Source organism: Embleya sp. NPDC025285, assembly GCF_055558835.1.
The window spans coordinates 24,184-46,787 of sequence record NZ_JBVHLU010000056.1 but is presented as its reverse complement, the minus strand read 5'-3'; the positions used below and the strand labels follow the sequence as shown (position 1 = coordinate 46,787).

Genomic DNA, 22,604 nt, shown 5'->3' with positions numbered 1-22,604 from the left:
TCCGGCCGATCGGAAATCGAAGCATGCGACGGCTCGGAAACCACGAAGGGCACTGCCATTGCCGACCGCGTTCGCCCTCACCGGCTCGCGCACCACCGGAGCCGGCGTGGTGGTCGACTCGTACGAGCGCACGGGCGGGCCCACCTGCGGCACGTACGAATCGCCCGAGAACGCATAGGCCCCGCGATAGCGCGAGACGGGCCGGGACCGGCATCGTCGACGGCCCGGTGGGCCCGTCTCACTCGGAGGATCCGGCCGGTGCCGCCGACGCCAGCAACCGGTCCTCGGACCAGGCCACCGCCTCCGCACCGCTGCGGAACGGGGTCCACGGCACCGGGTCGCCGTCGTCGCCGATCGGATCCAGCAGCGGCTCGCGGGCGGCGATGGCGATCTCGTGACCGGCGGAGGCGAGGTCGGCCAGGGTGGCGTCGAGCATGGCCGCCGAGCCGACGGCCATCCGGGTGACCCGGTCCAGGTCCAGCACGATCCAGCCCGGGGCGGGCGGCGTGTACTCGCGCAGCGCGTGCAGCAGGTGCTCCGTCTCGGTGAACTCCAGGATCCCCTGCGCCCGAATGACCACGATGCGATGTCCCTCGCGGTCCAACGTGGCGCGCTGCGCCGGGGTGCGGGCCCGATGGGAGGGGTGGTCGAGTGCGGTGGTGACGTCGGTGACGGTCGCGGCGTGCCGACCCGGTTGGTGCATCAGGTGCAAGCCGAAGCGTTCGGAGAGCTCGGTGAGCGCGACCACACCGCGTACCGGGTTGCCCGCGCGATCCAGCGGCGGGCTGTGCACGGCGATCCCGAAGCGGGCGGGACTGCACGCGATCAGACCGCCGGACACCCCGCTCTTGGCGGGCAGCCCCACCCGCAGCAGCCATTCGCCCGCGGTGTCGTACATCCCGCAGGTGGCCATCACCGCGAGCGCGCGAACCGCCACCGACTCGGCGACCACCCGGTCGCCGGTGACCGGATTGACGCCGCCGTCGGCCAGCGTCGCGGCCATCACCGCGAGATCCGCCACCCGGACCCGGATCGAGCACTGGCGGAAATACGTGCGCACGGTCTCGTCCACGTCGCCGGACAACGATCCCGCGCCGCGCATCAGGTAGGCCAAGGCCCGGTTGCGGTCCCCGGTGTCCACCTCGGAGCGGTAGACGTCCTCGTCGACGTCCAAGGGTCGGCCCGCGAACGCGGACAGGCACGCCCGGATCCGCTCGAAGCGGTCCTCCGGGTCGGCCGCCGGCACCAGGGACGTGGTCACGATCGCGCCGGCGTTCACCATCGGGTTGGCCGGTCGGCCGGTGCCGGGTTCGAGGCTGATCGCGTTGAACGCCTCCCCGCTGGGTTCGGCGCCGACCCGACGGGCCACCTCGGCCGGGCCCAGCTCGGACAGCGCGAGCGCGTAGACGAACGGCTTGGACACCGACTGGATGCTGAACGGCTCGTCGGTATCGCCCGCGAGGTAGCGGTTGCCGGACATGCTGACCAGGGCCAGCCCGAACGTCCCGGGATCGGCCGAGGCCAACTGCGGGATGTAGTCGGCGACCTCGCCGTCGGTCAGCGAGCTCAGCCGATCGTGGATCTCGATCATCGACGCGGTCACCGGGTCCATGGCGTCGACCCATCGCTCCCCGACCGAAACCCCGCACTTCCTCGCACCGTCCGCTCCCCTCCGTCAGCCCGAGGCCACCCACGGCGCTCTTCGACCCGATCGCGGGTCGAGATCAGCGTGTAACGGAGAGTCACCTATCGGTGTCGGGCGTAAACGCCTGGTCGGCGGTGGGCGCGCGCGGATGCCGGCGGGCGCGGTCCGAGGGCGCGAGGGGCGCGACGGAACGGGTCAGCGCCTCGCGGGCGGCGCGACGGTGGGTGTGGGTGCCGGTGCCGGTGCCGGTGCGGGTACGGCGGCCGGCGCGGTGGGCGCGGCGACGGGGGCCGGCGCAGGGGTTTCGGCAGTCGGCGCACGGGATCCGGCCGTCTGCGCCGGGGAGGCTGCCGCATACAGGACTTCGCGCAGGCCGGGAACGGATTCGCGGTCGGGGCGCCAAACCAGACGCAGCGTCAGGTCGGGCGCGTCCAGGGCGAGTCGGATCAGTTTGCCGGACGCGAGTTGGTCGGCGACCGCGAAGGTCGGCAACAAGGCCACGCCCAGGCCCTGTTCGGCCCACGCGCGGATGACCGCGACACTGCCGACCCGAACCTGCTCCACCCCGGTGCCCAGGAGTCGATCGCCGGCCAGCCGGAACGAACAGGCCGCCACATTGACCAGAAGTCGATGTCCGCGCAGGTCGTCGCCGGTGATCCGGGCCCGGTCCCCGAGGGGGTGGTCGGGCGCGGCGACCAGGGTCAGACCGATCGGCTCCAGGTCGACGAACGCGAGTGCGGTCGGCGGCGGTTCGAAGCCCAGTTCGCCGAGCCGAGCGCCGGTGTCCAGGAGCAACGCCGCATCCAGTCGCCCGGCGACGACGGCGGCCAGCAGATCGTCGCGATTACCGTCCGCGGCGACCTGGACCCGCAGGTCGGGCCGGCGGGCGGCGAGCCGGGCCAGCACCGAGGGCACATGCGTCGCGGCGATGCTCTCCAGCGCGCCCAGGCGCAACGGCGGGGCCGCTTCGGCCACCTCGCGGCGGGCCTGTTCCGCCTGGTCGAGCAGGCGACGCGCCCAGTCCCGCATGCGTTCGCCGGCCGAGGTGAGCGTCATGCCCCTGGGGCCTCGCTCGAACAGCGTGACGCCCACCGACTTCTCCAGGACCCGGATCTGCTCGGACACCGACGAGGGCGCGATGCCGAGCTCGTTGGCCGCGGCGGTGACGGTACCGGTTCGGGTGATCGTCTCGAACGTGCGGAGCCGGCGAAGTTCCATGCCTTGGCAACCTCGCCGGAGCGTTCGGATATTCCGAACGGGGCGTACGACTCGGCCGGTCGAGCCGAATCGGCTTCGGTCGCAGAGTGGTTCCCGTCGATCCGCCGCCGACGGCGTCGCGTATCGGTGCCGCCGCCTTCACGACCGCCCGGCCGTCGGGGCGCCGGCGCCCCGGCCGCGCTCATCCGTCCCCCGCTCGTCCGTGTCGATCGCCGGCCTCGCCCGCGGGTCGCTCACCGGTCCCGCTCACCGTCCCGTTCCTGGAGAAGTCCCGATGGCTGTTGTCGATTCACCCCCGTCCACCCCGCCCGCGCCGACGTCGCGCGCGCGTACCGTCGCCCTGCTCGGCATCTCGCTCGGCTACTTCATGGTGCTGCTCGACCTGACCGTGTTGTCCGTGGCCGAGCCGGATCTGGCTCGGTCGTTGGGCGGTTCGGTGGCCGGACTGCAGTGGGTGGTGTCCGGATACACCGTCGTGTTCGGCGCGCTGTTGTTGACGGCGGGCGCGGTGGCCGACCGGTTCGGGGCGCATCGGGCGTTCCGGGTCGGCATCGTCGGGTTCGGTCTCGGCTCGCTGCTCAGCGCGTGCGCACCGGACCTGTGGACCCTGGTGGCGCTGCGCGGACTGCTCGGCGTGGCCGCCGCCGCGTGCGTTCCGGCGTCGATGGCGATGGTCACCGTGCTGTACCCGGTGCCCTCCGAACGGGCCAAGGCGGTCGCGCTCTGGGCCGCGCTCAGCGGAGCGGCGCTCGCCGTCGGGCCGATCGCCGGCGGTCTGCTCGTCGACGGCTTCGGTTGGCGCGCCATCTTCCTGATCAACGCGCCCCTGGCCGCGCTCACCCTGGCGCTGACCGCCGGGGCGGGGGTGCGGTGCCCGCGTGGCGTACGAGCAATCGACTGGACCTCCCAGTTCGCGGCGTGCGCGGCCCTGGGTCTGGCCACCGACGCGCTGATCGCGGTCGGCTCCGGCACCGCGACGCACGCGGCTTGGTCGGGCGCGGGTGCGGTCCTGGCCGGGCTGTGGTTCGTCCGGTCCGAGCGGCGCAGCGCCCATCCGGTCCTGGCCCGGGCGATCCTGCGTTCGCGCGGCACGGTGTCGGCGCTGCTCGCGGGCGCGGCGGTCAACTTCGCGATGACCGGGCTGCTGTTCGTACTGCCGTTGCTGTTCCGACAGAACCTGCACATGTCACCGCTGCGGACCGGCGTGGCGTTCCTGCCGATGACCCTGCCGTTCGCGGTCAACCCACTGCTCACCGGCCGGATCGTGGCCCGGTCGGGGCCGCGGGTACCGATGCTCGCCGGTCTGGGCCTGCTGACCGCCGGCAGCGTCGTGTTCACCGTGGCGGTGCACACCGGCTCGGCCTATCCGGTCCTGGCGATCGGACTGGTGTGCACCGGCTTCGGCGTCTCCTTCGCGCTTCCCGCCCTGGTCACCACCGTGATCGGCACGGCGCCCGAGGGTACGGCGGGCGCGGCGGGCGGCCTGCTCAACGCGGTCCGCCAGATCGGCGCGACCATCGGCGTCGCCTCGATGGGCGCCTTCGTCAGCGTCGACACCACGGCAGCCGAGGCCGACCTGGCCTACGCGCTGCTCCTGCCGGGCGTCCTGTGCGCGGCGATGGCCGTCGTGGTGGGCCGCCGCTGACCGTGGTCGGCGGGCCGAGGCCACGCCGATGGAACCTCCACGGCCGACCGGGCCGGCGGGACGCCGCGCGCACGGCGTCCCCCCGGTCGACGGTCGTGGCGTCACGAGCCGGTCAGGATGACGAGTTGCCGGGTCGCCCTGGTCATCGCGACATAGCGGTCGACCGCTCCTTCGACGCCCTCGCCGAACGTCTCCGGGTCGATCAGGACGACCAGGTCGAACTCGAGTCCCTTCGACAACTCCGGGGTCGACGACCGCACGCGGGACGTCGGCCGGAAGGTGGGATCGCCGATGACGCAGGCGATGCCCTCGGCGTGCTCGGCGAGCCACGCGTCGAGGATCGAAGACAGCTCCGCGGTGGATCCGTACCGCACGGGGACGCCGGCGCTGCGGATGGAGGTCGGCACGTTGGCGTCCGGCAGCACGGCCCGGATGACCGGCTCCGCCTCCGTCATGATCTCCTCCGGCGTCCGGTAGTTGATGCTCAGCGAGGCCAGGTTGATCCGGTCGAGCCCGACCCGCTCCAGCCGTTCCTGCCACGACTCGGTGAACCCGTGCCTGGCCTGGGCGCGGTCGCCGACGATGGTGAAGCTCCGGGACGGGCAGCGCAGCAGCAACATCTGCCACTCCGCGTCGGTCAGTTCCTGCGCCTCGTCCACGACGATGTGCGCGAACGGCCCGGCGAGCAGATCCGGTTCGACGCCGGACCGTGCGCTCTCGTCGATCAGGGAGTGCTGGAGATCCTCTCCGCGCAGCATCGTCACCACACCCTCACCGTCGTCGTCGGCTTCGAGCAGGGCGTCGACGACGTCGTCCATGCGCTTGCGCTCCGCGGCGACGGCGGCGTCCTGCCGACGCTTGCGCCGGGCCGCCTCCGGGTCGCCGAGCCGCTGCCGTGCCACGTCCAGGAGGGGCAGGTCGGACACCGTCCAGGCCTGGGCGTCCGCACGCTGCAACCTGCGCACCTCCCCGGGACTCAGCCAGGGCGCGCACATCCGCAGGTAGGCGGGTACCGACCACAGGTCCCCGACCAGGTCGGACGCTTCCAGCAGCGGCCACGCGCCGTTGAAGGCCGTGAGCAGTTCCCGATTCTGTCGCAGGGACCTGCGCAGCAGGTCGACCGAGACGTCCTCGTCCTCGTCGTCGTGCTTGTCCACCAGGATCGTGAGCAACTCCTCCCAGATCCGCTCGCGCGCCTCGTTGTGCGGCATACCGGGTTCCGCCGCCTCGAACGCCTCGGCCCAGTCGGCGGCGGTCAGCCGGACGTCGGACCAGTGGGTCGTGATCGTCATGCCCTTGGTCGGGCGTTCCTCGTAGAACCGGACGGCCGCCTCGATCGCCTTCACCAAATCCGCGGACGACTTCAACCGGGCCACCTCCGGGTCGGCTTCGACCGCTGCCCCGGCTCCCTCGGCGACGAGGTCCCGCAGGGTGCAGGTCTGGACGCCCTCCTCGCCGAGGCTGGGCAGGACGTCGGCGACATAGCCCAGGTAGGGCTGGTGCGGACCGACGACCAGCACGCCGCCCCGGCGGTGACCCAGGTGTGGGTCGGAGTACAGGAGGTAGGCGGAGCGGTGCAGGGCGACGACGGTCTTCCCGGTACCCGGACCGCCGTCGACGACGAGGGCGCCGCGCGATCCGGCGCGGATGATGGCGTCCTGATCGGCCTGGATGGTGCCGAGCACGTCCCGCATCCGACTCGACCGGTTGCCGCCCAGACTCGCGATGAAGGCGGACTGGTCGTCGAGCGCGGCGTGCCCGGCGATCTCGTCCGGGTCGAACACCTCGTCCCAGTAGTCGCTGATCCGGCCGCGGGTCCAGCGATACCGGCGGCGGCCGGCCAGACCCATCGGGTTGCCGTGGGTGGCTCCGAAGAACGGCTCGGCCGCGGGGGTGCGCCAGTCGATCAGCAGTCGGCGACCCGCGCTGTCGGTCAGGCCGAGTCGTCCGACGTACACGGGCTCGGAGTCGTCCGTGCCGACCATGTGTCCCAGGCACAGGTCCAGACCGAAGCGACGCAGTGCGCGCAGGCGGGTGGTCAGCCGGTGGATCTCGATGTCCCGGTCCATCGCCTGCCGACCCTTGCCGCCGGGCGACTTGCGCGCGGCGTCCAGGCGGTCGGACAGCTCGGCGATCGACTGGTCGAGACACTCCGCGATGGCCGCGAAGTGCTGCTCGTCGCCGGCGATCAGCGACGGGTCGGCCTTGGCGGAGACGCGCTCGGGGAGGTCGAAGGCGCTGGTGGTGGTCAGGGAGTTCAGGGATTGCACGGCAAAGCTCCGATCTGCGGTCACTTGCGACCACGGCGCGCGGCAGGGCGTTCGGACCGTCGTGGCGGACCCGGTGGTTGGGGGTTCCGGCCCGAGGATCCGAGTGGTTACGCGGATACGGGCGACCCGTCCCGGCTGATCGCGGCGAGCGGTGGCTCCGAGAGGTCCGCAGACGCGCACACCCGCACCTCGGGGCCCGGGTCCCGCAACCGCGTGGCGAGTGCCACCGCCGCTTCGACGTCCCCCCGCGACCCATCCGTCGACAACAACACACGCACTTCGTGAATCTCCCATTTCCGCAGATGACGGCCCAAGTTCCGGCTCAGGTCGATGATTCTGCGGTACGACCGGGGCCTTGCCGCAAGGCCCCCGGTGCGCTATATGTTGTACATGGCGAGGAGAGCGTGTTCCCTCGCCTTTTTTCATGCGTCGCGGACGGACCTCCCGCGCGAAGCAGCGAAGCGGTGGGGCTACGGCGCGGTGCGGACGGCCCCGGGTTCGTGGACACGCCGCGTGGGTGTCGTCCCGTCGTCGGTGCGGTGTGCAAGGCTGCGTCGCGACATGCCGATCGAGATGACGAAGGTGGCGCGATGACTACGGCGGCTCACGGGACATTCGAGCTCACCTCGTTCGAGCCGGAGGCGGTCGACGAGGCACCGGGCGCCGAGCTCGGCCGGGTTCGGATCACCAAGACCTTCACCGGCGACCTGGTCGGCACCGGCACGGTACACATGTTCTCGGTGACCGACCTCGACGGCACCCCCGCCGCGTACGTCGCCGTGGAGCGCTTCACCGGCGAACTGGCCGGGCGCAAGGGCTCCTTCGTCCTCCAACACAGCGCACCGGGCAGCAACGGCGAACAGTTGGCCATCCAGGTGGTCGCGGGTACCGGTACGGACGAGCTCGTCGGGATCGGCGGCACGCTCGACATCGTCCGGACGGACGACGGCGGCCACACCTATGTCCTGCACCACACGCTCGGCTGAGCGAGGGCGCCTCGCGCCGGATCGACCCGAGCCCGGTCGCCCCGCGTCGTCTCCGATGGCGGGACACGCACCGCGACCGATCTTGACCGGCGACCGGCGGCGATCTAACCTCCGAATCGGAAAGCGCTTTCCATACCCGGCGTGCCCGCCCCACCGGACGCTCCCGGCAGGACGGCCGGGACCGGCGGAGTCGACCGAACCGACGGGATTGACGGAACCGACGGGATTGACAGGGCTGACGGGACCAGGCCGGCCGGGAAGCGCGCCGGGCAAGAGAGTCGAGGACACGTGAGCACACCCGAGCGTCGTCGCAAGTGGGCGTTCAGCACACTCGGCGCCCCCGGCCGGCCGGTCCACGAGCACGTCGTCCGAGCCATCCGACACGGCTGCACGGGTCTGGAACTACGGGTACACCAGGACGAGTTCGTCAATCTGGACCTCCCCGCCGGCGAACGTCGGGCGATCCGCGAGCGAATCGCCGACGCCGACCTCGAGGTACCCTGCCTGGCCGGCTACGCCGGCATCTGCGCACCCACGCCCGACCCGATCGTGCTCTCCACGATCCACCGTCTCCTCGACCTGGCCCACGACCTGGCCGCGCCCGCCATCCGGATCTTCCCGGGCGGCACCGGCGAGGGCGACGCCGCACGCGCCGAACGCCGCCTGGCGGTCCTGCTCCCGGAGGCCACCGCCCGCGGCGTGACCCTGCTCGTGGAAACCCACGACTCGCACCCCACCGGCGCGGCGGTGGCGGACCTGGTGCGACCGTTCGGCGGCACGGTCGGGGTGATCTGGGACGCGTTGCACCCGTGGCGACACGGCGAGGACCCCGCCGACACGGCCGACGCCCTGGCCGGCCTGCTGCGCTACGTGCAGATCAAGGACGCCGCATCCGCCACCGACACCGCACCGGTCCCCCTGGGCACCGGCACGGTGCCCCTCACCACCATCGGAACCACGCTGCGCGGACACGATTGGCACGGCTGGGTCTCCCTGGAGTGGGAGAAGGCCTGGTACCCGGAGGCCGTCTCCCTGGAAGAGGCGCTCCCGGGCGCCGCCGACTGGGTGGCCCGATTCGGCTCTCCCCGGTAGGCCGGTCGACCGGGCCCGGTCATCGGGCCGTCGATCCGGGGGTCATCGAGATGCCCAGCATGCGGGCGCCGGTTTCGCTGCGGGGACGGTGGCGGCTGCCCGGCGCGAAGACCACATAGGTGCCGGCGGGATGGCGCTCGGAGCCCTCGATCACCTCGCCGCTGAGGACGTAGTAGCGCTCCTCGGTGGTGTGCACGTCCACCTCGGGCCATTCCGTCCCCGGGGCGAAGTCGATCAGCCAGCCGCGGGCGTACTCGGTGCCCGCCAGGCGGCGTCGGACGATCCCTGGGGCCACGTCGATCGGGATGACGTCGTCCACGTGCACGGCGGATTTCGGGACGGTCGGGTGCTCGATCCCGGTCCGGGTCGCGGTCTCCGCGCCAGTCTCGGCACGGTACCCGGTCCCGGACGGGTTCTCGGTGTGGTTCGGGGTCTCGGTCTCGTGGTTCGAGGTCTCGATCTCGCTCATGCGTCCACTCTGGTCCGGGGCCACTCGCCCGGACAGTGTCGGAAAAGACTTCCATGGGTACATTCCTGCCATGCGTCGTCATCGGGTCGTGGCCGTGCTGAACCCGCCGCAGTCGCCGTTCGAGTTGGCCTGCGCCGCCGAGGTCTTCGGCACCGTGCGCCCGGATCTGCCGACGCACTACGACTTCCGGATCTGTACGCAGTCCCCCGGCCCCCTGCCGACGACCATCGGCTACGCGCTGGTCGTGGAGAGTGGGCTGGAGGCCCTGACCGAGGCGGACACCGTGGTCGTGCCGGGCTGGCAGCCACCGGGCGGCGAGGTGTCGGTCGAGGTTCTGGCCGCCCTGCGGGCCGCACACCGCCGAGGCGCGCGGATGGTCGCGATCTGTACCGGCGCCTTCGTCCTGGCCCGGGCCGGACTGCTCGACGGCCGCCGCGCCACCACGCACTGGCGCCGGGCCGCACAATTCGCCGCCGGCTTCCCCGAGGTCGTCGTGGACCCGGACGTGCTCTACGTGGACCATGGCGACGTGGCCACCAGCGCCGGCACGGGTGCGGGCATCGACCTGTGCCTACACCTGGTCCGGACCGACCACGGTGCCTGGTACGCCGCACAGGTCGCCCGCAGCATGGTGCTGCCGCCGCACCGCGAGGGCAGCCAACTCCAGTACGCGACCCACCCGACCTCGACCCGCAACGACGAATCGTTGGCCCCACTGCTCGACTGGGCGGCGGATCGCCTGGAGACCCCGCTGACCCTGGACCGACTCGCCGAGCAGGCCGGTCTGTCCGGCCGGACCCTGGCCCGCCGGTTCGCCGAACAGCTCGGCGTCAGCCCCGGACAATGGCTGCTCGGCCGACGCGTCGACGCGGCCCGGATCCTGCTCGAACAGACCGACCTGCCCGTGGAGACCATCGCCGGCCGCGTCGGCCTCACCACCGCCGTCAACCTGCGCCGCCACTTCCGCGCCCGCGTCGGCACCACACCCGGCGCCTACCGGCGCACCTTCGGCGAGACCCGGACACCACGCTGAACCAACCGGGTTCGGGGAAGCATGCAACCCGGCCGGCACTCGCGCGTCGGCGGCTACCCGGGCGATCCCGGCGGGTCGTTCCTCGCCGCGAGGCGGGACAACTCGCACAGGGTTCGCCGGCCCGCCTCGTCCGGTTCCGCGGGTTGGTACATGGTGATGCGCCGGCCGCCCTCCAACCGCAGCACCTCGAACGCGAGGGTGATCCCGCCGAGTCGCGGATGCCGGAAGGTCTGCCGGTCGCTGCGCCGCCGACGGACGTCGTAGCGTTCCCACCGGGACGCGAACTCCGGGCTTTCGGAACCGAGTTCGTCGACAAGCGCGGCCAGTTCGGGATCCTTCGGGTCGGCGGCCAGGAGCGAGCGCAGTTGGGCGGTGGTGCCGGCCGCGACCCGTTCCCAGTCGGTGAACAGCGCCCGCGACGCCGGGTGCAGGAACAGATAGCGGACGGTGTTGCGGCGCTCGGGCGCCCACTCGGCCAACCCGGGGAAGAGCACGAACGCCTCGGGGTTGGCGGCCAGGATGTCACTGGTGCGGGTGAGCAGGTAGGCGGGCCAGGGCCGGACGCGCTCCAACAGGGCGTGGATGCCCGGTCGTACCTCACGATCCGCCGGTGAGCCCCCGGCGGACATGCGCTCGGCCGCGTGGTTGGCCAGCGCGTACAGATGCGCGTGTTCCTCTTCGTTCAAGCGCAACGCGGCGGCGAGTCCGTCCAGGATCGTGCCGCCGGGATTGTTCTCGCGGCCCTGCTCGAGGCGCGTGTAGTACTGGATGCTCAGTCCCGCCAGTGCGGCCAATTCCTCCCGGCGCAGGCCCTGGGTGCGACGCAGACCGGTGCCCGCGGGCAGCCCGACGTCGCCGGGCTGAAGGCGCGCGCGGCGGGCCTGCAGGAATTCTCCGAGCGGGTGTGTTGGTGTCACCCCTCGATTGTCACAAAGTCGGGGACCTTCGCGCCGGTGCGTACGATACGGCCCTCCCGGGGACCGATGGGTGGGCTCGGCGGGCTATGCCCTGGCACGTCGGTGCGCCGCGACCCGTTCGCGGGTCGCGCAGCGGCGGGAGCAGTAGCGACGGGGCGGGCCACTGCCCTCGTTGGTGAAGACGTTCTCGCAGGTGCTCGACGCGCAGACACCGCCGGGTGGGCGCTGTCGGTCCCAGACCAGGAGGGTCAGCGCCAGACAGGCCGAGGCGAGGAACCATTCGCCCCAGGGCGCGTCGTCGTCGCCGTCCAGGTGCGGGTGCCACGGGCTGCGGCCGGCGTGCGAGGTGAGCCGGAGGGGGCCTCGGCCGCGCCGGAGCAGGCGATTGAGCGCGGCCGCGGCGGCGTCGACGTCCTCGGCGGTGAAGACCTCGCGCAGCAGCATCGCGGCGGCGCGCAGGTCGGTGACATCGGACGCGGTGAGGTCGATGGGGTCGGACTCCCCGTACGCGCGCAGCAGTTCCGCGATATCCGCCGGGGACGGGGAGGGGTCCGTCGCCGCTTCGGCGGCCGTGAGGGCGTTGACCAGGGCGACCGTTCGGCGGGTCACGGCCTGGACCGAGTGGCGGGTGGTGGATCGCTCGTCGTTCGATGGCGGCACGGGACGACTGTAACGCATCTGGTGGATGTTTGAGTTACCTGCGTAACGTGCCGGACATGACAAAGCGTTACGGAATGTGGTCCTACCTCTCCGGAGCGGCCGCCGCGCGCACGGGCGACGAAATGTCGGGGCCGGCCCTGCTCCTGGCCGGGCTCGCGGCCACCGGGTCGGCGGCCACCGGGTCGGCGCTGCTCGCGGCCGTCACCGTGTCGGCTGCGCTCGGCGGCCCGGTCTTCGGCGTCCTGCTCGACCGCTCGGCCCGACCGGGGCGGCTGTTGACCGCCGCGCTCGCCGGCTACGCGGTGGCGCTCGGGGTGATCCTGTCCACGCTGGGCCTGGTCCCGCTCGCGATCACCCTGCTGATCGCGGTGGGCGCGGGCCTCCTGGCACCGGCCCTGGCCGGCGGCTGGACCTCGCAGTTGCCCCGCGTCGTCCCGGCCGCCGACCTGCCCCGGGCGACCGCGTTCGACGCGATGACCTTCAACCTGGCGAGCCTGACCGGACCGGCCCTGGCCGGCCTCGTGGCGAGCGTGGCCGGCGCCGACGCCGGGGTGATCGTGTCCCTCACGCTGATCTGCCTCGCGCTGCCGGCGGCGTGGACCCTGCCCTCGTCCCGGGGCCGCGCCGCACGGGCGGGCCCGACCACGTCGATCGGCACCGACGTCGCGGCCGGCTTCCGCGTCATCGCCCGCACCCCGCCGCTGGCCCGGGCCACCGCCGCCTCGATGTGGTCCTGTGTGGGCCAGGGCATCCTGATCGCGTACAGCCCCGTGCTCGGCGAACGGGTGCTCGACTCGCCGGCGCGCGGCACGATCCTGCTCTCGGTCGTGGCGGCCTCGGCGCTCGCGACCAACACGCTCCTCGCCCGCCACCCCCACACGATGCGTCCGGACACCGTGATGTGGTGCGGGCCGCTGATCCTGGCCGCCGCGCTGCTCGTCGCGACGATCGGCCGGCCGGTGGCGCTGATCGCCGCGATGCTGCTCGCCGGTGTCGGCGAAGGCCCGCAATTGGCCGCGCTGTTCGCCATTCGCCACCGCGAGGCCCCCGCCCACCTGCGCGGCCGGATCTTCACCATCGGCGCCGGCCTGAAGATCACCGCCTTCGCCCTCGGCGCGGCCCTCACCGGGCCCCTCACCACCCCGACGCTCGCGCTCCCCCTCCACGCGGCGGCCGGTTGCCAGGCCCTGGCCGCCCTCACGTTCGCCATCCGTCGCTCGCCGAAAAACCGCGGGCACCCGGCAGCCGAGGCGAGCCCGACTCCCGCCGACCACACGACACGCGCGGACCCGTACGCGCCGGATCCGCGACGCGGCGACGGGATCGGACCTTGACCGAAGCACCGGGAGCGCACCGCAAAACCCTCCCCGACCCACCACGAGCCGCACTCGGCAACGCCGCTCCGGGATGGACGTGCCGGAAAAGGAGGCACCCGGGCAGCACGGGCGCGGGAGAGGCCGACGCGGCAGGGACGAGTCCGCCGGCCGCGGCGACATCGTCGTGACGCCTGGGCCCCGTCCGGCGGATCATGCCGGGCGGCTCACCAGCGCTGAATCGCTGTAGCGATCCGCCGGACATGGAGCCGGCCGGCGCAGGTTGGGCCCGCCGCCAAATACCTCGACATCGGTCGCGGTGATCGGGGACGCTTCGCGCGATGACCCGAATCGACGACACGCCGCCCGCGTGGGACGAGCGCACGCGGCTCACCACGTTTCTCGACTACACCCGTGCCACCGCCCGCGCCAAGTGCGATGGCATCTCTGCGGAGAACGCCCGCAAGGCGCTCCTGCCGGGCTCACCGCTGATGACCATGAGCGGATTGATCAACCACCTCCGCTGGGTGGAGTACCACTGGTTCCAGGTGGTCTTCCTCGGCGAGGAGGACCGGGGTCCCTGGACCGATGAGGACCCCGACCGCGAGATGCGTATCGCCGTCGACTTCCCGCTCACGCGGTTGCTCGACGAATACGCCGAACAGAGCGCCCGCTACCGCGAACCGGTCGCCGGGAACAGCCTGGACACCCGGGCCGAGGGAGCCATCCGCGACGGTCTCCATGTCGACCTGCGCTGGATCCTCCTGCACCTCACCGAGGAGACGGCCCGCCACAACGGCCACCTGGACATCCTGCGCGAGATGCTCGACGGCACGACCGGCGGCTAGCCCCCTGTCCGGCGGCTCCTGGTGGATCGGGCCGCGTCGTGAGCGCAGCGAGGAGCCCGAAGGGCGGATGCCGTGCATCGGCGCGCCGGAGAAGCAGCCGCACAGTGGTTCCATTCGGCTGCCTCTCCGGTGCGCCGAGGCGCGGTGCCAGGCGGCGCGGACCCACCAGGAGCCGCCGGACAGGGGCTAGCGCGGTGACGTTGCCGTGCTGGCGCGGATCACGAGTTCCGCGTCGAGGTCGATGGTGCGGGGGTCGATGGTCGGGCCGGTGAGGATCATGTCCATCGCGCGGGCGCCGATGTCGGCGAGGGGCAGGCGGATCGTGGTCAGTGGCGGGTTGAGGTCGGCGGCGAAGGGGAGGTCGTCGAAGCCGACCACCGAGACCTGGTCGGGTACGCGCAGGCCCAGGTCGTCGCGAAGCGCATTGAGCACGCCGGCGGCCATCACGTCGTTGAGGACGACGATCGCGGTCGGTTCGGGCGCGCGGGCCATCAGCGCGCGGGTGGCGGCTCGGGCCTCCTCCCGGGTGAAGCCGCCGTCGACCACGTGCGTCGGGGGCAACGTCACGCCCAGGGAGCGCAGTTGCCGCCGGGCGCCGTCCAGGCGGTCGCGCACGCTGGTCAGCGCGCGCGGGCCCGAGACGATGCCGAACCGGCGGTGGCCGAGCTCGTACAGGTGTCGCACCGCGAGCGCGGCGCCGGCCCGGTTGGCCGGGCGGACCGTGTCCGAGTCGATCCCGTGCGCCCCGACGGCGACCACGTGGCCCCCGTCGGCACGGTAGGCGTCCACCTCGGTGGCCAGGCGCCGGGTGAAGTCGCGATCGGCGAAGCCGCTCCCGGCCAATACCACCGCACGGGCGCGTTGGGCACGCAGTCGGGCCAGGTAGTCGAGTTCGAGTTCGGGGTCGCGGAACGTGGCTGCCAGCATCACGAGCAGACCGTGCTCGCGGGCGACGCCCATCGCGCCGGCCGCGATGGCGGCGAAATAGGGGTCGGCCACGTCGTGCACGACCACGCCGACCACGGTGGTCGTCGAACGGGCCAGGGCCTGGGCGGGGGCGTTGGAGACGTAGCGCAGTTCGCGAGCCGCGTCGAGGACGCGTCGGCGCAGTTCCTCGCCCACGATCCGGGTGCCGTTGCTGCCGTGCAGGGCACGGGAGGCGGTGGCCGAGGACACCCCGGCGCGCTCGGCCACCTGCTGGAGGGTGACGGGGCCCGCCGGGCGGGCCGCGGGCGCGTCGGAGGTCGGAGTCGGCATGGGCCCAGAGTAGCGAGCGGAACGCGCATACCCAACCTGTTCCGGCGCCAGGGCCACTCATGGACGGCATGACGCCTTTGTTCCCTTGACCCCATCGTCTCCTCGCTCTAACTTACGGGAAAGCGCTTTCCCACACTTGATACCGAGAGCACAGCAGAAATCGGCGCACCCGGGCTCGGCCGAGCCCACAGTCGGGCTCGGGTGACCCGCGTCCGACCCGAACCCGACCGCATCCGGCTCGCCGGAACACGGCCCACCCGGCTCCGGTCGTAGCGCCGCTGCTCGTCCCTGTCCGCCCCGCTTCACCCCCGCTTCCGAGAGGCCCCCATGACCACCCACACCCTCGGCGTCGTGATGAACGGCGTCACCGGCCGAATGGGCTACCGCCAGCATCTGGTCCGCTCGATCCTGGCCATCCGCGACCAGGGCGGGGTCGCGCTCGCCGACGGATCCCGGGTCCGGCTCGAACCGGTGCTGGTGGGCCGGGACGCGGAGAAGCTGCGCGCGATCGCCGACCGGCACGGCCTGAGCGGCGCGTGGACGACGAACTTGGATACGGCGTTGGCGGACCCGGCCAACACGATCTACTTCGACGCGCAGGTGACCACGGCGCGCGAGAAGGCGATCCACGCGGCGATCGCGGCGGGCAAGCACGTGTACACCGAGAAGCCGACCGCCGAGACGCTCACCGGCGCACTCGACCTGGCCCGGGCCGCCGACGCCGCCGGGGTCAAGCACGGCGTCGTGCAGGACAAGCTGTTCCTGCCCGGCCTGCTCAAGCTGCGCCGGCTGATCGAGGGCGGCTTCTTCGGCCGAATCCTCTCGGTACGCGGCGAGTTCGGCTACTGGGTGTTCGAGGGCGACTGGCAGCCCGCACAGCGGCCGAGCTGGAACTACCGTGCCCAGGACGGCGGCGGCATCGTCGTGGACATGTTCTGCCACTGGTCCTATGTGCTGGAGAACCTGTTCGGCCGGGTCGAGGCCGTCACCGCGAAGGCCGTCACACACATACCCACCCGATGGGACGAGCGCGGGCGCGAGTACCCGGCGACCGCCGACGACGCCGCCTACGGCATCTTCGAGCTCGCGGGCGGGATCGTCGCGCAGATCAACTCGTCCTGGGCGGTGCGGGTCAACCGTGACGAACTGGTGGAGTTCCAGGTCGACGGCACCGAGGGCAGCGCGGTCGCGGGGCTGCGTCGTTGCCGGGTCCAGCACCGCTCGGCAACGCCGACTCCGGTGTGGAATCCCGACCTTCCGGTCACCGAGCCGTTCCGCGACCAGTGGCAGGAGGTGCCGGACAACACGGGTGACGGCGGCTTCGACAACGGCTTCAAGGTGCAGTGGGAGGACTTCGTTCGGCACGTGGTCTCGGACGAGCCGTTCGCCTTCGATTTCCTCGCCGGCGCGCGCGGCGTGCAGTTGGCCGAGTGCGGACTGCGCTCCTCGGCCGAGGGCCGCCGGGTGGAACTGCCGGTGCTGGACGGGAAGTCCGCATGACCGCCCGGCTGTTGCTGCCCACCGCCGCCGGCACGCTGGAGCCGTACGAGCCGACCGGGAACTACCTCGGCGCGGCCCCCGGCGGCGCGGCCTTCCGCGACCGCACCGCGTACGCCGCCGCGCACGTCGTGGCCGACCCGCTCGCGGACAACACTCCGGGCCGACCGGCCGTGTTGGACTGGGACGCCACCCTCGCCTTCCGTCACCACCTGTGGTCGCACGGCTTCGCCGTCGCGGACGCGATGGACACCGCACAACGCAACATGGGCCTGGACTGGTCGGCCACCGCTGAACTGATCCGACGCAGCGCGGCCGAGGCCGCCACGGTCGGCGATCCCTACGCCCTGCTCGCGTGCGGCGCGGGTACCGACCACGCCGGGACGCGCCTGAGCATCGATCAGGTCGTCGAGGCCTACACCGAACAGATCGCGACGGTCGAGGAATCGGGCGCCAAGGTCGTGCTGATGGCGAGCCGTCAACTGGCCGCGGCCGCGCGCGGGGCCCAGGACTATCGCCGGGTGTACGACACGCTGCTGCGGCAGGTGCGCCGCCCCGTCGTACTGCACTGGCTCGGTGAGGTGTTCGACCCGGCACTGGCCGGCTACTGGGGATCGGCCGACGTGAACGCGGCGACCGAGGTGTTCCTGGAACTGGTGCGCGAGCACGCGGACCGCGTCGACGGGGTCAAGGTCTCGTTGCTCGACCGCGAGCACGAGATCCGGCTGCGCGCCGAACTGCCGCCGGGCGTACGGCTGTACACCGGCGACGACTTCCACTATCCGGAGCTGATCCGGGGCGACGACCGGCACTTCAGCCATGCCCTGCTCGGCATCTTCGACGCGATCGCCCCGGTCGCGGCCGGCGCGCTGCGCGCACTGGACGCGGGCGACACGGCCGGGTACGACGCGCTCCTCGCGCCGACGGTCCCGCTGTCGCGCCACCTGTTCGCCGCCCCCACGTACCACTACAAGACCGGCATCGTCTTCCTCGCCTGGCTCACCGGGCACCAGAGCGCCTTCACCATGGTCGCCGGTGCCCAATCGGCCCGCTCGCTACCGCACTTGGCCCAGGCCTATCGCCTCGCCGACGCGGCGGGCCTGCTGCCGGACGCCGACGCGGCGGCCGCACGGATGCGGGCGCTGCTCGCGGTGGCGGGGGTGGACGCGTGAGGCCCGGAAGCACCGACGTGAGCACCGACGGAAGCGTCGACGCAAGGGCGCTGGACGTACCGAGCGGAACTCCCGCCGGTACGCCCACTCCCGGCCCCGGCGACCCACGCATCGCGCGGCTGTCGCTGAACCAGTGGACAACGCGCGAGTGGTCGTTGCGCGAGGCCGTGGAGGGTTGTGTACGGGCGGGGTTGCCCGCCATCGGATTGTGGCGGGACAAGGTCGCCGACGCCGGTCTCGCCGAATCGGCGAAGCTCGTCCGAGAGGCCGGATTGCGGGTGTCGTCGCTGTGCCGGGGCGGGTTCCTGACGGCGCGTGAGCCGGTCGCGCGGGCCGAGGCGATCGCCGACAACCGACGGGCGATCGAGGAGGCCGCGGCGCTGGAGGCGGCGTGCCTGGTCCTGGTCGTCGGCGGACTGCCCGCCGGCGACCGGGATCTGCCCGGCGCGCGGGAGCGGGTCGCCGAGGCGCTGGCCGAACTCGCCCCGTACGCGGGTGCGCACGGTGTCCGGCTCGCGCTGGAGCCGCTGCACCCGATGTACTGCGCCGACCGCGCGGTGCTCTCCACGCTCGACCAGGCGATCGACCTCGCCGAGCCGCATCCGGTCGGGCAGGTGGGCGTGGTGGTCGACGCGTTCCACGTGTGGTGGGACCCCTACCTCCCGGCCGCCATCGCCCGGGCCGGCGAGCGGATCGCCTCGTTCCAGGTCTGCGACTGGGTGTTGCCGCTTCCGGCGGACAACCTGCTCGCGCGAGGCATGATGGGCGACGGCGTGATCGACTTCCGGTCGATGGCAGCCGCGGTCGAGGCGGCCGGTTACGTCGGCGACATCGAGGTGGAGATCTTCAACGCGGACGTCTGGGCCGCGCCCGGCGACGCGGTCGTGGACACACTCAAGCGGCGCTACGTCACGGAGATCCTCGGCTGACGCCGCGCGTCCTCGAACCGACATCCGTGACCGCGGCCGGCCATCCCCCGGCCCGGCCGGCCGCACCCGCCACCGGGCTCGCGGCTCGGCCGTGGTCGTGCCGTCTCGGCCACCCGACCGATCCAGCAACGGTCGGGAGCCGTCGGTAGCGGTCCGGAACAGTCGGGAGCGGTCGGGAACGACCCCGTACGACCCGAACGGCCGGGAAGCCGCCGGCAACGACCCGCAACGATCAGCGACCGAGAAGGTGGAACCGCCATGCGGATCGTCATTGCTCCCGATGCGTTCAAGGGCACCATCGGTGCCGAGGCGGCCGCGGCTGCCTTGGGTGAGGGGTGGTCGCGGGGGCGGCCCGGCGACGACATCGTCGCGTTGCCGTTGGCCGACGGCGGTGAGGGCACGCTCGACGCGATGGCGCGGGCCGTGCCGGGCGCCGTCCGGGTACCGGTGCTCGGTGCGCCCGGCCCGGACGGGCGGCCCGTGGACACCGCCTGGTTGCGTCTGCCGGACGGCACGGGTGTCGTCGAGTTGGCCGCCGTGTCGGGGTTGCCGCTGATGGCCGCTCCCGATGCGATGCGCGCGCACACCGCCGGCCTCGGCACGGTGCTCGCCGCCGCGCTGGGGGCCGGCGTGTCCGCCCTGGTCGTCGCGGTGGGCGGCTCGGCCTCGACCGATGGCGGAACCGGCGTACTGGCCGCCCTCGGAGCCCGCTTCCACGACTGCGACGGCAAGGAACTCCCGTACGGGGGAGGATCTTTGGCCCGTCTCGCGGCGATCGACTCGACGCGTCTGGCGACGCCCCCACCCGGCGGCGTCCAGATCCTCACCGACGTCACCAATCCACTGCTGGGCCCCACCGGCGCCGCCGCCGTCTTCGGTCCGCAAAAGGGCGCGTCCGCCCGCGAGATCGCCGAACTGGACGCCGGACTCGCCCGCCTGGCAACGCTCCTCGGCGGCACCCCGGCCGCGCCCGGCGCCGGTGCCGCCGGCGGTACCGCGTACGGTTTGGCCACCGCCTGGAACGCCGCCATCGTCCCCGGCGCCCCACGCGTCGCCGAACTCGCGGGGCTGCCCGCCGCACTCGCCGACGCGGATCTGGTCATCACCGGCGAGGGCCGCTTCGACGCCACCTCCACGCACGGGAAGGTGGTCGGCGCGGTCCTCGACCTCGCCCGCCGCGGCACCGGCGTCCCGGTGGCCCTGGTCGCCGGCTCGATCGCCGCACCCCTCCCCACCGGCGTCAGCACATCCGCCGACCTGACCCGGCTCGCCGGGTCGGCGACGGCGGCCCAGACCGACGCCGCGCGCTGGCTCCGTCTGGCCGGCGCCACCATGGCCGGCCGCTTCGGCGCCGACCGGGCGGCGCGGGCCCGCCGGGATCCCCTCGACCGGCCCTGACACTCCGCCGGATCGGGGCACACGTCACAAACGCCGGGCCGGCACGTACCCGCCCGCGCGGAGCCGGGGCCACGGGCAGGGGCGCGAACCTGGTGGTCACCGGCCGCACCCGCTCCGCCACCCCGTGGGCCACCCGGCGCCCACCGGCGCGGGGCCCGGTGGGTCGGGGTCCGGCTAGGCTGAGTGGACAATGAACCGTTTCTCTGCGCCTTCCGGCGAGTTCGAGCTCACCCGTTATCCCGAGGATTCCCGCGATCTGCTGCGCGCGTGGGACGCGGCCGACGAGTACGTGCTTCGGCACCTCGCCGGGATCGACGACGACAAGCCGACGGATCTGTCCGGCAACGTCGTGGTGGTGGGTGACCGCTGGGGAGCGCTGGCCACCGCGCTGGCCGAGTCCCGGCCCGTGCAGATCAGCGACTCGTTCCTCGCCCAGGAGGCCACCCGGGCGAACCTGGCGCGCAACGAGGCGGATCCGGACTGGGTGCGGCTGCTGTCCACCCGGGACGCGCCGCCGGAGCGCGTCGACGTCCTGATCGTCCGGGTCCCGAAGAACCTGGCGCTGCTGGAGGACCAGTTGCACCGGCTCGCGCCGGGCGTGCACGCGGACACGGTCGTGGTCGGCACCGGCATGACCACCGAGATCCACACCTCCACGCTCAAGCTGTTCGAGCGCATCATCGGCCCGACCCGCACGTCGTTGGCGGTACGCAAGGCCCGGCTGATCTTCGCCACCCCCGACCCCTCGCTCCCGCGTACCGCGAGCCCGTGGCCGCGCAGCTACGCGCTGCCCGGCGACGTCGGCGCGGGGTCCGGGATCGTGGTCACCAACCACGCGGGCATCTTCTGCGGCGACCGGCTCGACATCGGTACCCGCTTCCTGCTGCGCAACCTCCCGCGCCGCACCGGACGCGACCGGGTGGTGGACCTGGGCTGCGGCAACGGTGTGGTGGGAACGGCGGCGATGCTGGCCAATCCGCGCTCGGACGTGCTGTTCGTCGACGAGTCGCATCAGGCCGTGGCCTCGGCGCGGGCCACCTTCCAGGAGAACCTGGGTTCGGACGCGGGTGCCGAGTTCGTGGTGGGCGACGGCTTGACGGACGTACCGGCCGAGAGTGTCGACCTGGTCCTGAACAACCCGCCGTTCCACACCCATCGGGCCACCACCGAGGCGATCTCGTGGCGGATGTTCGCCGGCTCGCGTGCCGCGCTGCGCCCGGGCGGCGAATTGTGGGTGATCGGCAACCGGCACCTCGGCTATCACGTGAAGTTGCGCCGGCTGTTCGGCAACTGCGACATCGTGGCGAGCGACCCGAAGTTCGTGGTGCTGCGGGCGGTCAAGAAGTAGCGGGAGGCGCGTGCGGCGACGGCTGCGGTCACGCGCGCGAGGTTCGTGCGCGTCGACCGGACCGGGTTTCCGCGCGCGGCCGGCCGGTCCGGTGTCGCGCGGGTCCGGTGTCGCGCGGGTTCGGGCTGGTCCGGTGCTCCGCGGGCCCGGGCATGTCGGGTGTCCCAGCGCGCCTGCCGGCGTACCTCAGGCGGGGTTCTCCACCCGGAGCAGCATGCGCTTCAGCAGGGCGATCAGTTCGTCCTGATCGATCTCGTCCAACGGCTCGACCATGGCGCGCTCGGCGCCGTCGAGCAGTTTCATCGCGGCCGTCCAGCGGGCGCGGCCGGACTCGGTGAGCTCGACGTCGACCCGGCGGCGGTCCTCGGTGCCGCGGATGCGGCGGATCGAACCGGCCTCCTCGAGCGTGTCCAGCCGGCCGGTGATCCCCGCCGGCGACACCATCAGCTCCGTGGCCAGTTCGGACGGCGTGGCCCGGTACGGCGCGCCGCGCGAGGCCAGTCGGTGCAGCGTGTCGAACTCGAACGCCTGGAGACCGACCTCGGCCAGGGCGCGTCCCTTGACCTGCCCGAGGTGCTTGGTCAGCATCTGGATCCGGGTGACGATGCCCTCGACGCGCTCGTCGAACGGCGCCTTGTGCCGCCACCGCGCGATGTGCCGGTCGACGGAGTCCTCGACCTCGATAGCAGCCGCGACCTCGGGCCGGCCCCGTCCGCACTCGCAGCCGCCGCGTGCCCGTCCGGGTTCGCGGTCCTCCGCGGATTCGCGGTCCCCGCCGTGTTCGCGGCCCTCGCCGTGTTGCCGCCCCTCGCCAGGTTGCCGGCCCTGGCCGTGCTCCCGACTCTCGCCGTGTTCGCGGCCTTCGCCGTGTTCGCGGCCGTCTCCATGCATGCGGTCAGTATGCTAT

19 protein-coding genes are annotated in these 22,604 nt (G+C 72.7%); 11 read left to right on the top strand and 8 right to left on the bottom strand.

Annotated features, from left to right (window positions below):
* Positions 1 to 238: 238 nt before the first annotated feature.
* Both glsA and ACZ4FV_RS31420 read right to left on the bottom strand, forming a co-directional pair.
* Positions 239 to 1,612, bottom strand: a complete 1,374-nt coding sequence (gene glsA, locus ACZ4FV_RS31425; RefSeq protein WP_402232439.1) for a glutaminase A — start codon at positions 1,610 to 1,612, stop codon at positions 239 to 241.
* Between the two features lie 228 nt (positions 1,613 to 1,840).
* Positions 1,841 to 2,863 carry a LysR family transcriptional regulator gene (locus ACZ4FV_RS31420; protein WP_402232437.1) on the bottom strand — a complete coding sequence of 341 codons (1,023 nt, stop codon included), beginning with the start codon at positions 2,861 to 2,863 and terminating at the stop codon, positions 1,841 to 1,843.
* A 274-nt stretch (positions 2,864 to 3,137) separates the two neighbouring features.
* Here ACZ4FV_RS31420 and ACZ4FV_RS31415 point away from each other — a divergent pair, with 274 nt between their 5' ends.
* Complete coding sequence (locus tag ACZ4FV_RS31415; RefSeq protein ID WP_402232435.1) at positions 3,138 to 4,508, top strand: MFS transporter; 1,371 nt, start codon at positions 3,138 to 3,140, stop codon at positions 4,506 to 4,508.
* Between the two features lie 101 nt (positions 4,509 to 4,609).
* On the opposite strand, the gene helR is transcribed toward ACZ4FV_RS31415, so the two are convergent.
* Entirely contained in the window at positions 4,610 to 6,769 is a 2,160-nt protein-coding gene (gene helR, locus ACZ4FV_RS31410) for an RNA polymerase recycling motor ATPase HelR (RefSeq protein ID WP_395859328.1), read from the bottom strand.
* Between the two features lie 599 nt (positions 6,770 to 7,368).
* On the opposite strand from helR, the gene ACZ4FV_RS31405 reads away from it, so the two are divergent.
* Both ACZ4FV_RS31405 and ACZ4FV_RS31400 read left to right on the top strand, forming a co-directional pair.
* Positions 7,369 to 7,764, top strand: a complete 396-nt coding sequence (locus ACZ4FV_RS31405) for a DUF3224 domain-containing protein (RefSeq protein ID WP_395859148.1) — start codon at positions 7,369 to 7,371, stop codon at positions 7,762 to 7,764.
* A gap of 288 nt (positions 7,765 to 8,052) precedes the next feature.
* Positions 8,053 to 8,856: a sugar phosphate isomerase/epimerase family protein gene (locus ACZ4FV_RS31400; RefSeq protein ID WP_395859147.1), complete on the top strand. Its 804-nt coding sequence runs from the start codon at positions 8,053 to 8,055 to the stop codon at positions 8,854 to 8,856.
* 19 nt (positions 8,857 to 8,875) lie between these two features.
* Here ACZ4FV_RS31400 and ACZ4FV_RS31395 read toward each other — a convergent pair whose 3' ends face one another.
* Positions 8,876 to 9,325, bottom strand: a complete 450-nt coding sequence (locus ACZ4FV_RS31395) for a cupin domain-containing protein (protein WP_395859146.1) — start codon at positions 9,323 to 9,325, stop codon at positions 8,876 to 8,878.
* Between the two features lie 70 nt (positions 9,326 to 9,395).
* Between ACZ4FV_RS31395 and ACZ4FV_RS31390 the strand changes: the two genes are divergently transcribed.
* Entirely contained in the window at positions 9,396 to 10,358 is a 963-nt protein-coding gene (locus tag ACZ4FV_RS31390) for a GlxA family transcriptional regulator (RefSeq protein WP_395859145.1), read from the top strand.
* A 53-nt stretch (positions 10,359 to 10,411) separates the two neighbouring features.
* Here ACZ4FV_RS31390 and ACZ4FV_RS31385 read toward each other — a convergent pair whose 3' ends face one another.
* Together ACZ4FV_RS31385 and ACZ4FV_RS31380 are read right to left on the bottom strand one after the other, a co-directional pair.
* Positions 10,412 to 11,275 (bottom strand): helix-turn-helix domain-containing protein, encoded by an 864-nt coding sequence (locus tag ACZ4FV_RS31385; RefSeq protein ID WP_395859144.1) that lies wholly within the window; start codon positions 11,273 to 11,275, stop codon positions 10,412 to 10,414.
* A gap of 84 nt (positions 11,276 to 11,359) precedes the next feature.
* On the bottom strand, positions 11,360 to 11,953 hold the full coding sequence (locus ACZ4FV_RS31380; RefSeq protein ID WP_402232430.1) for a CGNR zinc finger domain-containing protein: 594 nt from the start codon (positions 11,951 to 11,953) through the stop codon (positions 11,360 to 11,362).
* A 38-nt stretch (positions 11,954 to 11,991) separates the two neighbouring features.
* On the opposite strand from ACZ4FV_RS31380, the gene ACZ4FV_RS31375 reads away from it, so the two are divergent.
* Both ACZ4FV_RS31375 and ACZ4FV_RS31370 read left to right on the top strand, forming a co-directional pair.
* Positions 11,992 to 13,269, top strand: coding sequence for an MFS transporter (locus ACZ4FV_RS31375; RefSeq protein ID WP_402232428.1), 1,278 nt, complete (start codon positions 11,992 to 11,994; stop codon positions 13,267 to 13,269).
* A 320-nt stretch (positions 13,270 to 13,589) separates the two neighbouring features.
* Positions 13,590 to 14,096, top strand: coding sequence for a DinB family protein (locus tag ACZ4FV_RS31370; RefSeq protein WP_402232426.1), 507 nt, complete (start codon positions 13,590 to 13,592; stop codon positions 14,094 to 14,096).
* A gap of 186 nt (positions 14,097 to 14,282) precedes the next feature.
* Here the strand turns inward: ACZ4FV_RS31370 and ACZ4FV_RS31365 are convergent, their stop codons facing one another.
* Positions 14,283 to 15,353, bottom strand: coding sequence for a LacI family DNA-binding transcriptional regulator (locus ACZ4FV_RS31365; RefSeq protein ID WP_395859140.1), 1,071 nt, complete (start codon positions 15,351 to 15,353; stop codon positions 14,283 to 14,285).
* Between the two features lie 327 nt (positions 15,354 to 15,680).
* Here ACZ4FV_RS31365 and ACZ4FV_RS31360 point away from each other — a divergent pair, with 327 nt between their 5' ends.
* The 5 genes from ACZ4FV_RS31360 (at position 15,681) to ACZ4FV_RS31340 (ending at position 21,697) form a co-directional block, all read left to right on the top strand.
* Entirely contained in the window at positions 15,681 to 16,853 is a 1,173-nt protein-coding gene (locus ACZ4FV_RS31360) for a Gfo/Idh/MocA family protein (protein WP_395859139.1), read from the top strand.
* A complete protein-coding gene (locus ACZ4FV_RS31355; protein ID WP_395859138.1) occupies positions 16,850 to 18,022 on the top strand; it encodes a dihydrodipicolinate synthase family protein in 1,173 nt (390 codons plus the stop codon). The genes ACZ4FV_RS31360 and ACZ4FV_RS31355 overlap by 4 nt, the downstream gene beginning before the upstream one ends.
* Positions 18,023 to 18,072: 50 nt before the next feature.
* A complete protein-coding gene (locus tag ACZ4FV_RS31350; RefSeq protein WP_395859326.1) occupies positions 18,073 to 18,951 on the top strand; it encodes a sugar phosphate isomerase/epimerase family protein in 879 nt (292 codons plus the stop codon).
* A gap of 258 nt (positions 18,952 to 19,209) precedes the next feature.
* A complete protein-coding gene (locus ACZ4FV_RS31345) occupies positions 19,210 to 20,349 on the top strand; it encodes a glycerate kinase (protein WP_465323829.1) in 1,140 nt (379 codons plus the stop codon).
* Between the two features lie 190 nt (positions 20,350 to 20,539).
* Positions 20,540 to 21,697, top strand: a complete 1,158-nt coding sequence (locus tag ACZ4FV_RS31340; RefSeq protein WP_465323828.1) for a methyltransferase — start codon at positions 20,540 to 20,542, stop codon at positions 21,695 to 21,697.
* A 186-nt stretch (positions 21,698 to 21,883) separates the two neighbouring features.
* On the opposite strand, the gene ACZ4FV_RS31335 is transcribed toward ACZ4FV_RS31340, so the two are convergent.
* Positions 21,884 to 22,588 carry a MarR family winged helix-turn-helix transcriptional regulator gene (locus tag ACZ4FV_RS31335; RefSeq protein ID WP_465323827.1) on the bottom strand — a complete coding sequence of 235 codons (705 nt, stop codon included), beginning with the start codon at positions 22,586 to 22,588 and terminating at the stop codon, positions 21,884 to 21,886.
* Positions 22,589 to 22,604: the final 16 nt, after the last annotated feature.

Excerpts from the sequence above, each read along its gene's own strand:
- glsA (WP_402232439.1), bottom strand. The coding sequence starts at position 1,612 with ATGGACCCGGTGACCGCGTCGATGATCGAGATCCACGATCGGCTGAGC.
- ACZ4FV_RS31420 (WP_402232437.1), bottom strand. The coding sequence starts at position 2,863 with ATGGAACTTCGCCGGCTCCGCACGTTCGAGACGATCACCCGAACCGGT.
- ACZ4FV_RS31415 (WP_402232435.1), top strand. The coding sequence starts at position 3,138 with ATGGCTGTTGTCGATTCACCCCCGTCCACCCCGCCCGCGCCGACGTCG.
- ACZ4FV_RS31405 (WP_395859148.1), top strand. The coding sequence starts at position 7,369 with ATGACTACGGCGGCTCACGGGACATTCGAGCTCACCTCGTTCGAGCCG.
- ACZ4FV_RS31395 (WP_395859146.1), bottom strand. The coding sequence starts at position 9,325 with ATGAGCGAGATCGAGACCTCGAACCACGAGACCGAGACCCCGAACCAC.
- ACZ4FV_RS31390 (WP_395859145.1), top strand. The coding sequence starts at position 9,396 with ATGCGTCGTCATCGGGTCGTGGCCGTGCTGAACCCGCCGCAGTCGCCG.
- ACZ4FV_RS31380 (WP_402232430.1), bottom strand. The coding sequence starts at position 11,953 with ATGCGTTACAGTCGTCCCGTGCCGCCATCGAACGACGAGCGATCCACC.
- ACZ4FV_RS31375 (WP_402232428.1), top strand. The coding sequence starts at position 11,992 with ATGACAAAGCGTTACGGAATGTGGTCCTACCTCTCCGGAGCGGCCGCC.
- ACZ4FV_RS31370 (WP_402232426.1), top strand. The coding sequence starts at position 13,590 with ATGACCCGAATCGACGACACGCCGCCCGCGTGGGACGAGCGCACGCGG.
- ACZ4FV_RS31365 (WP_395859140.1), bottom strand. The coding sequence starts at position 15,353 with ATGCCGACTCCGACCTCCGACGCGCCCGCGGCCCGCCCGGCGGGCCCC.
- ACZ4FV_RS31360 (WP_395859139.1), top strand. The coding sequence starts at position 15,681 with ATGACCACCCACACCCTCGGCGTCGTGATGAACGGCGTCACCGGCCGA.
- ACZ4FV_RS31355 (WP_395859138.1), top strand. The coding sequence starts at position 16,850 with ATGACCGCCCGGCTGTTGCTGCCCACCGCCGCCGGCACGCTGGAGCCG.
- ACZ4FV_RS31345 (WP_465323829.1), top strand. The coding sequence starts at position 19,210 with ATGCGGATCGTCATTGCTCCCGATGCGTTCAAGGGCACCATCGGTGCC.
- ACZ4FV_RS31340 (WP_465323828.1), top strand. The coding sequence starts at position 20,540 with ATGAACCGTTTCTCTGCGCCTTCCGGCGAGTTCGAGCTCACCCGTTAT.
- ACZ4FV_RS31335 (WP_465323827.1), bottom strand. The coding sequence starts at position 22,588 with ATGCATGGAGACGGCCGCGAACACGGCGAAGGCCGCGAACACGGCGAG.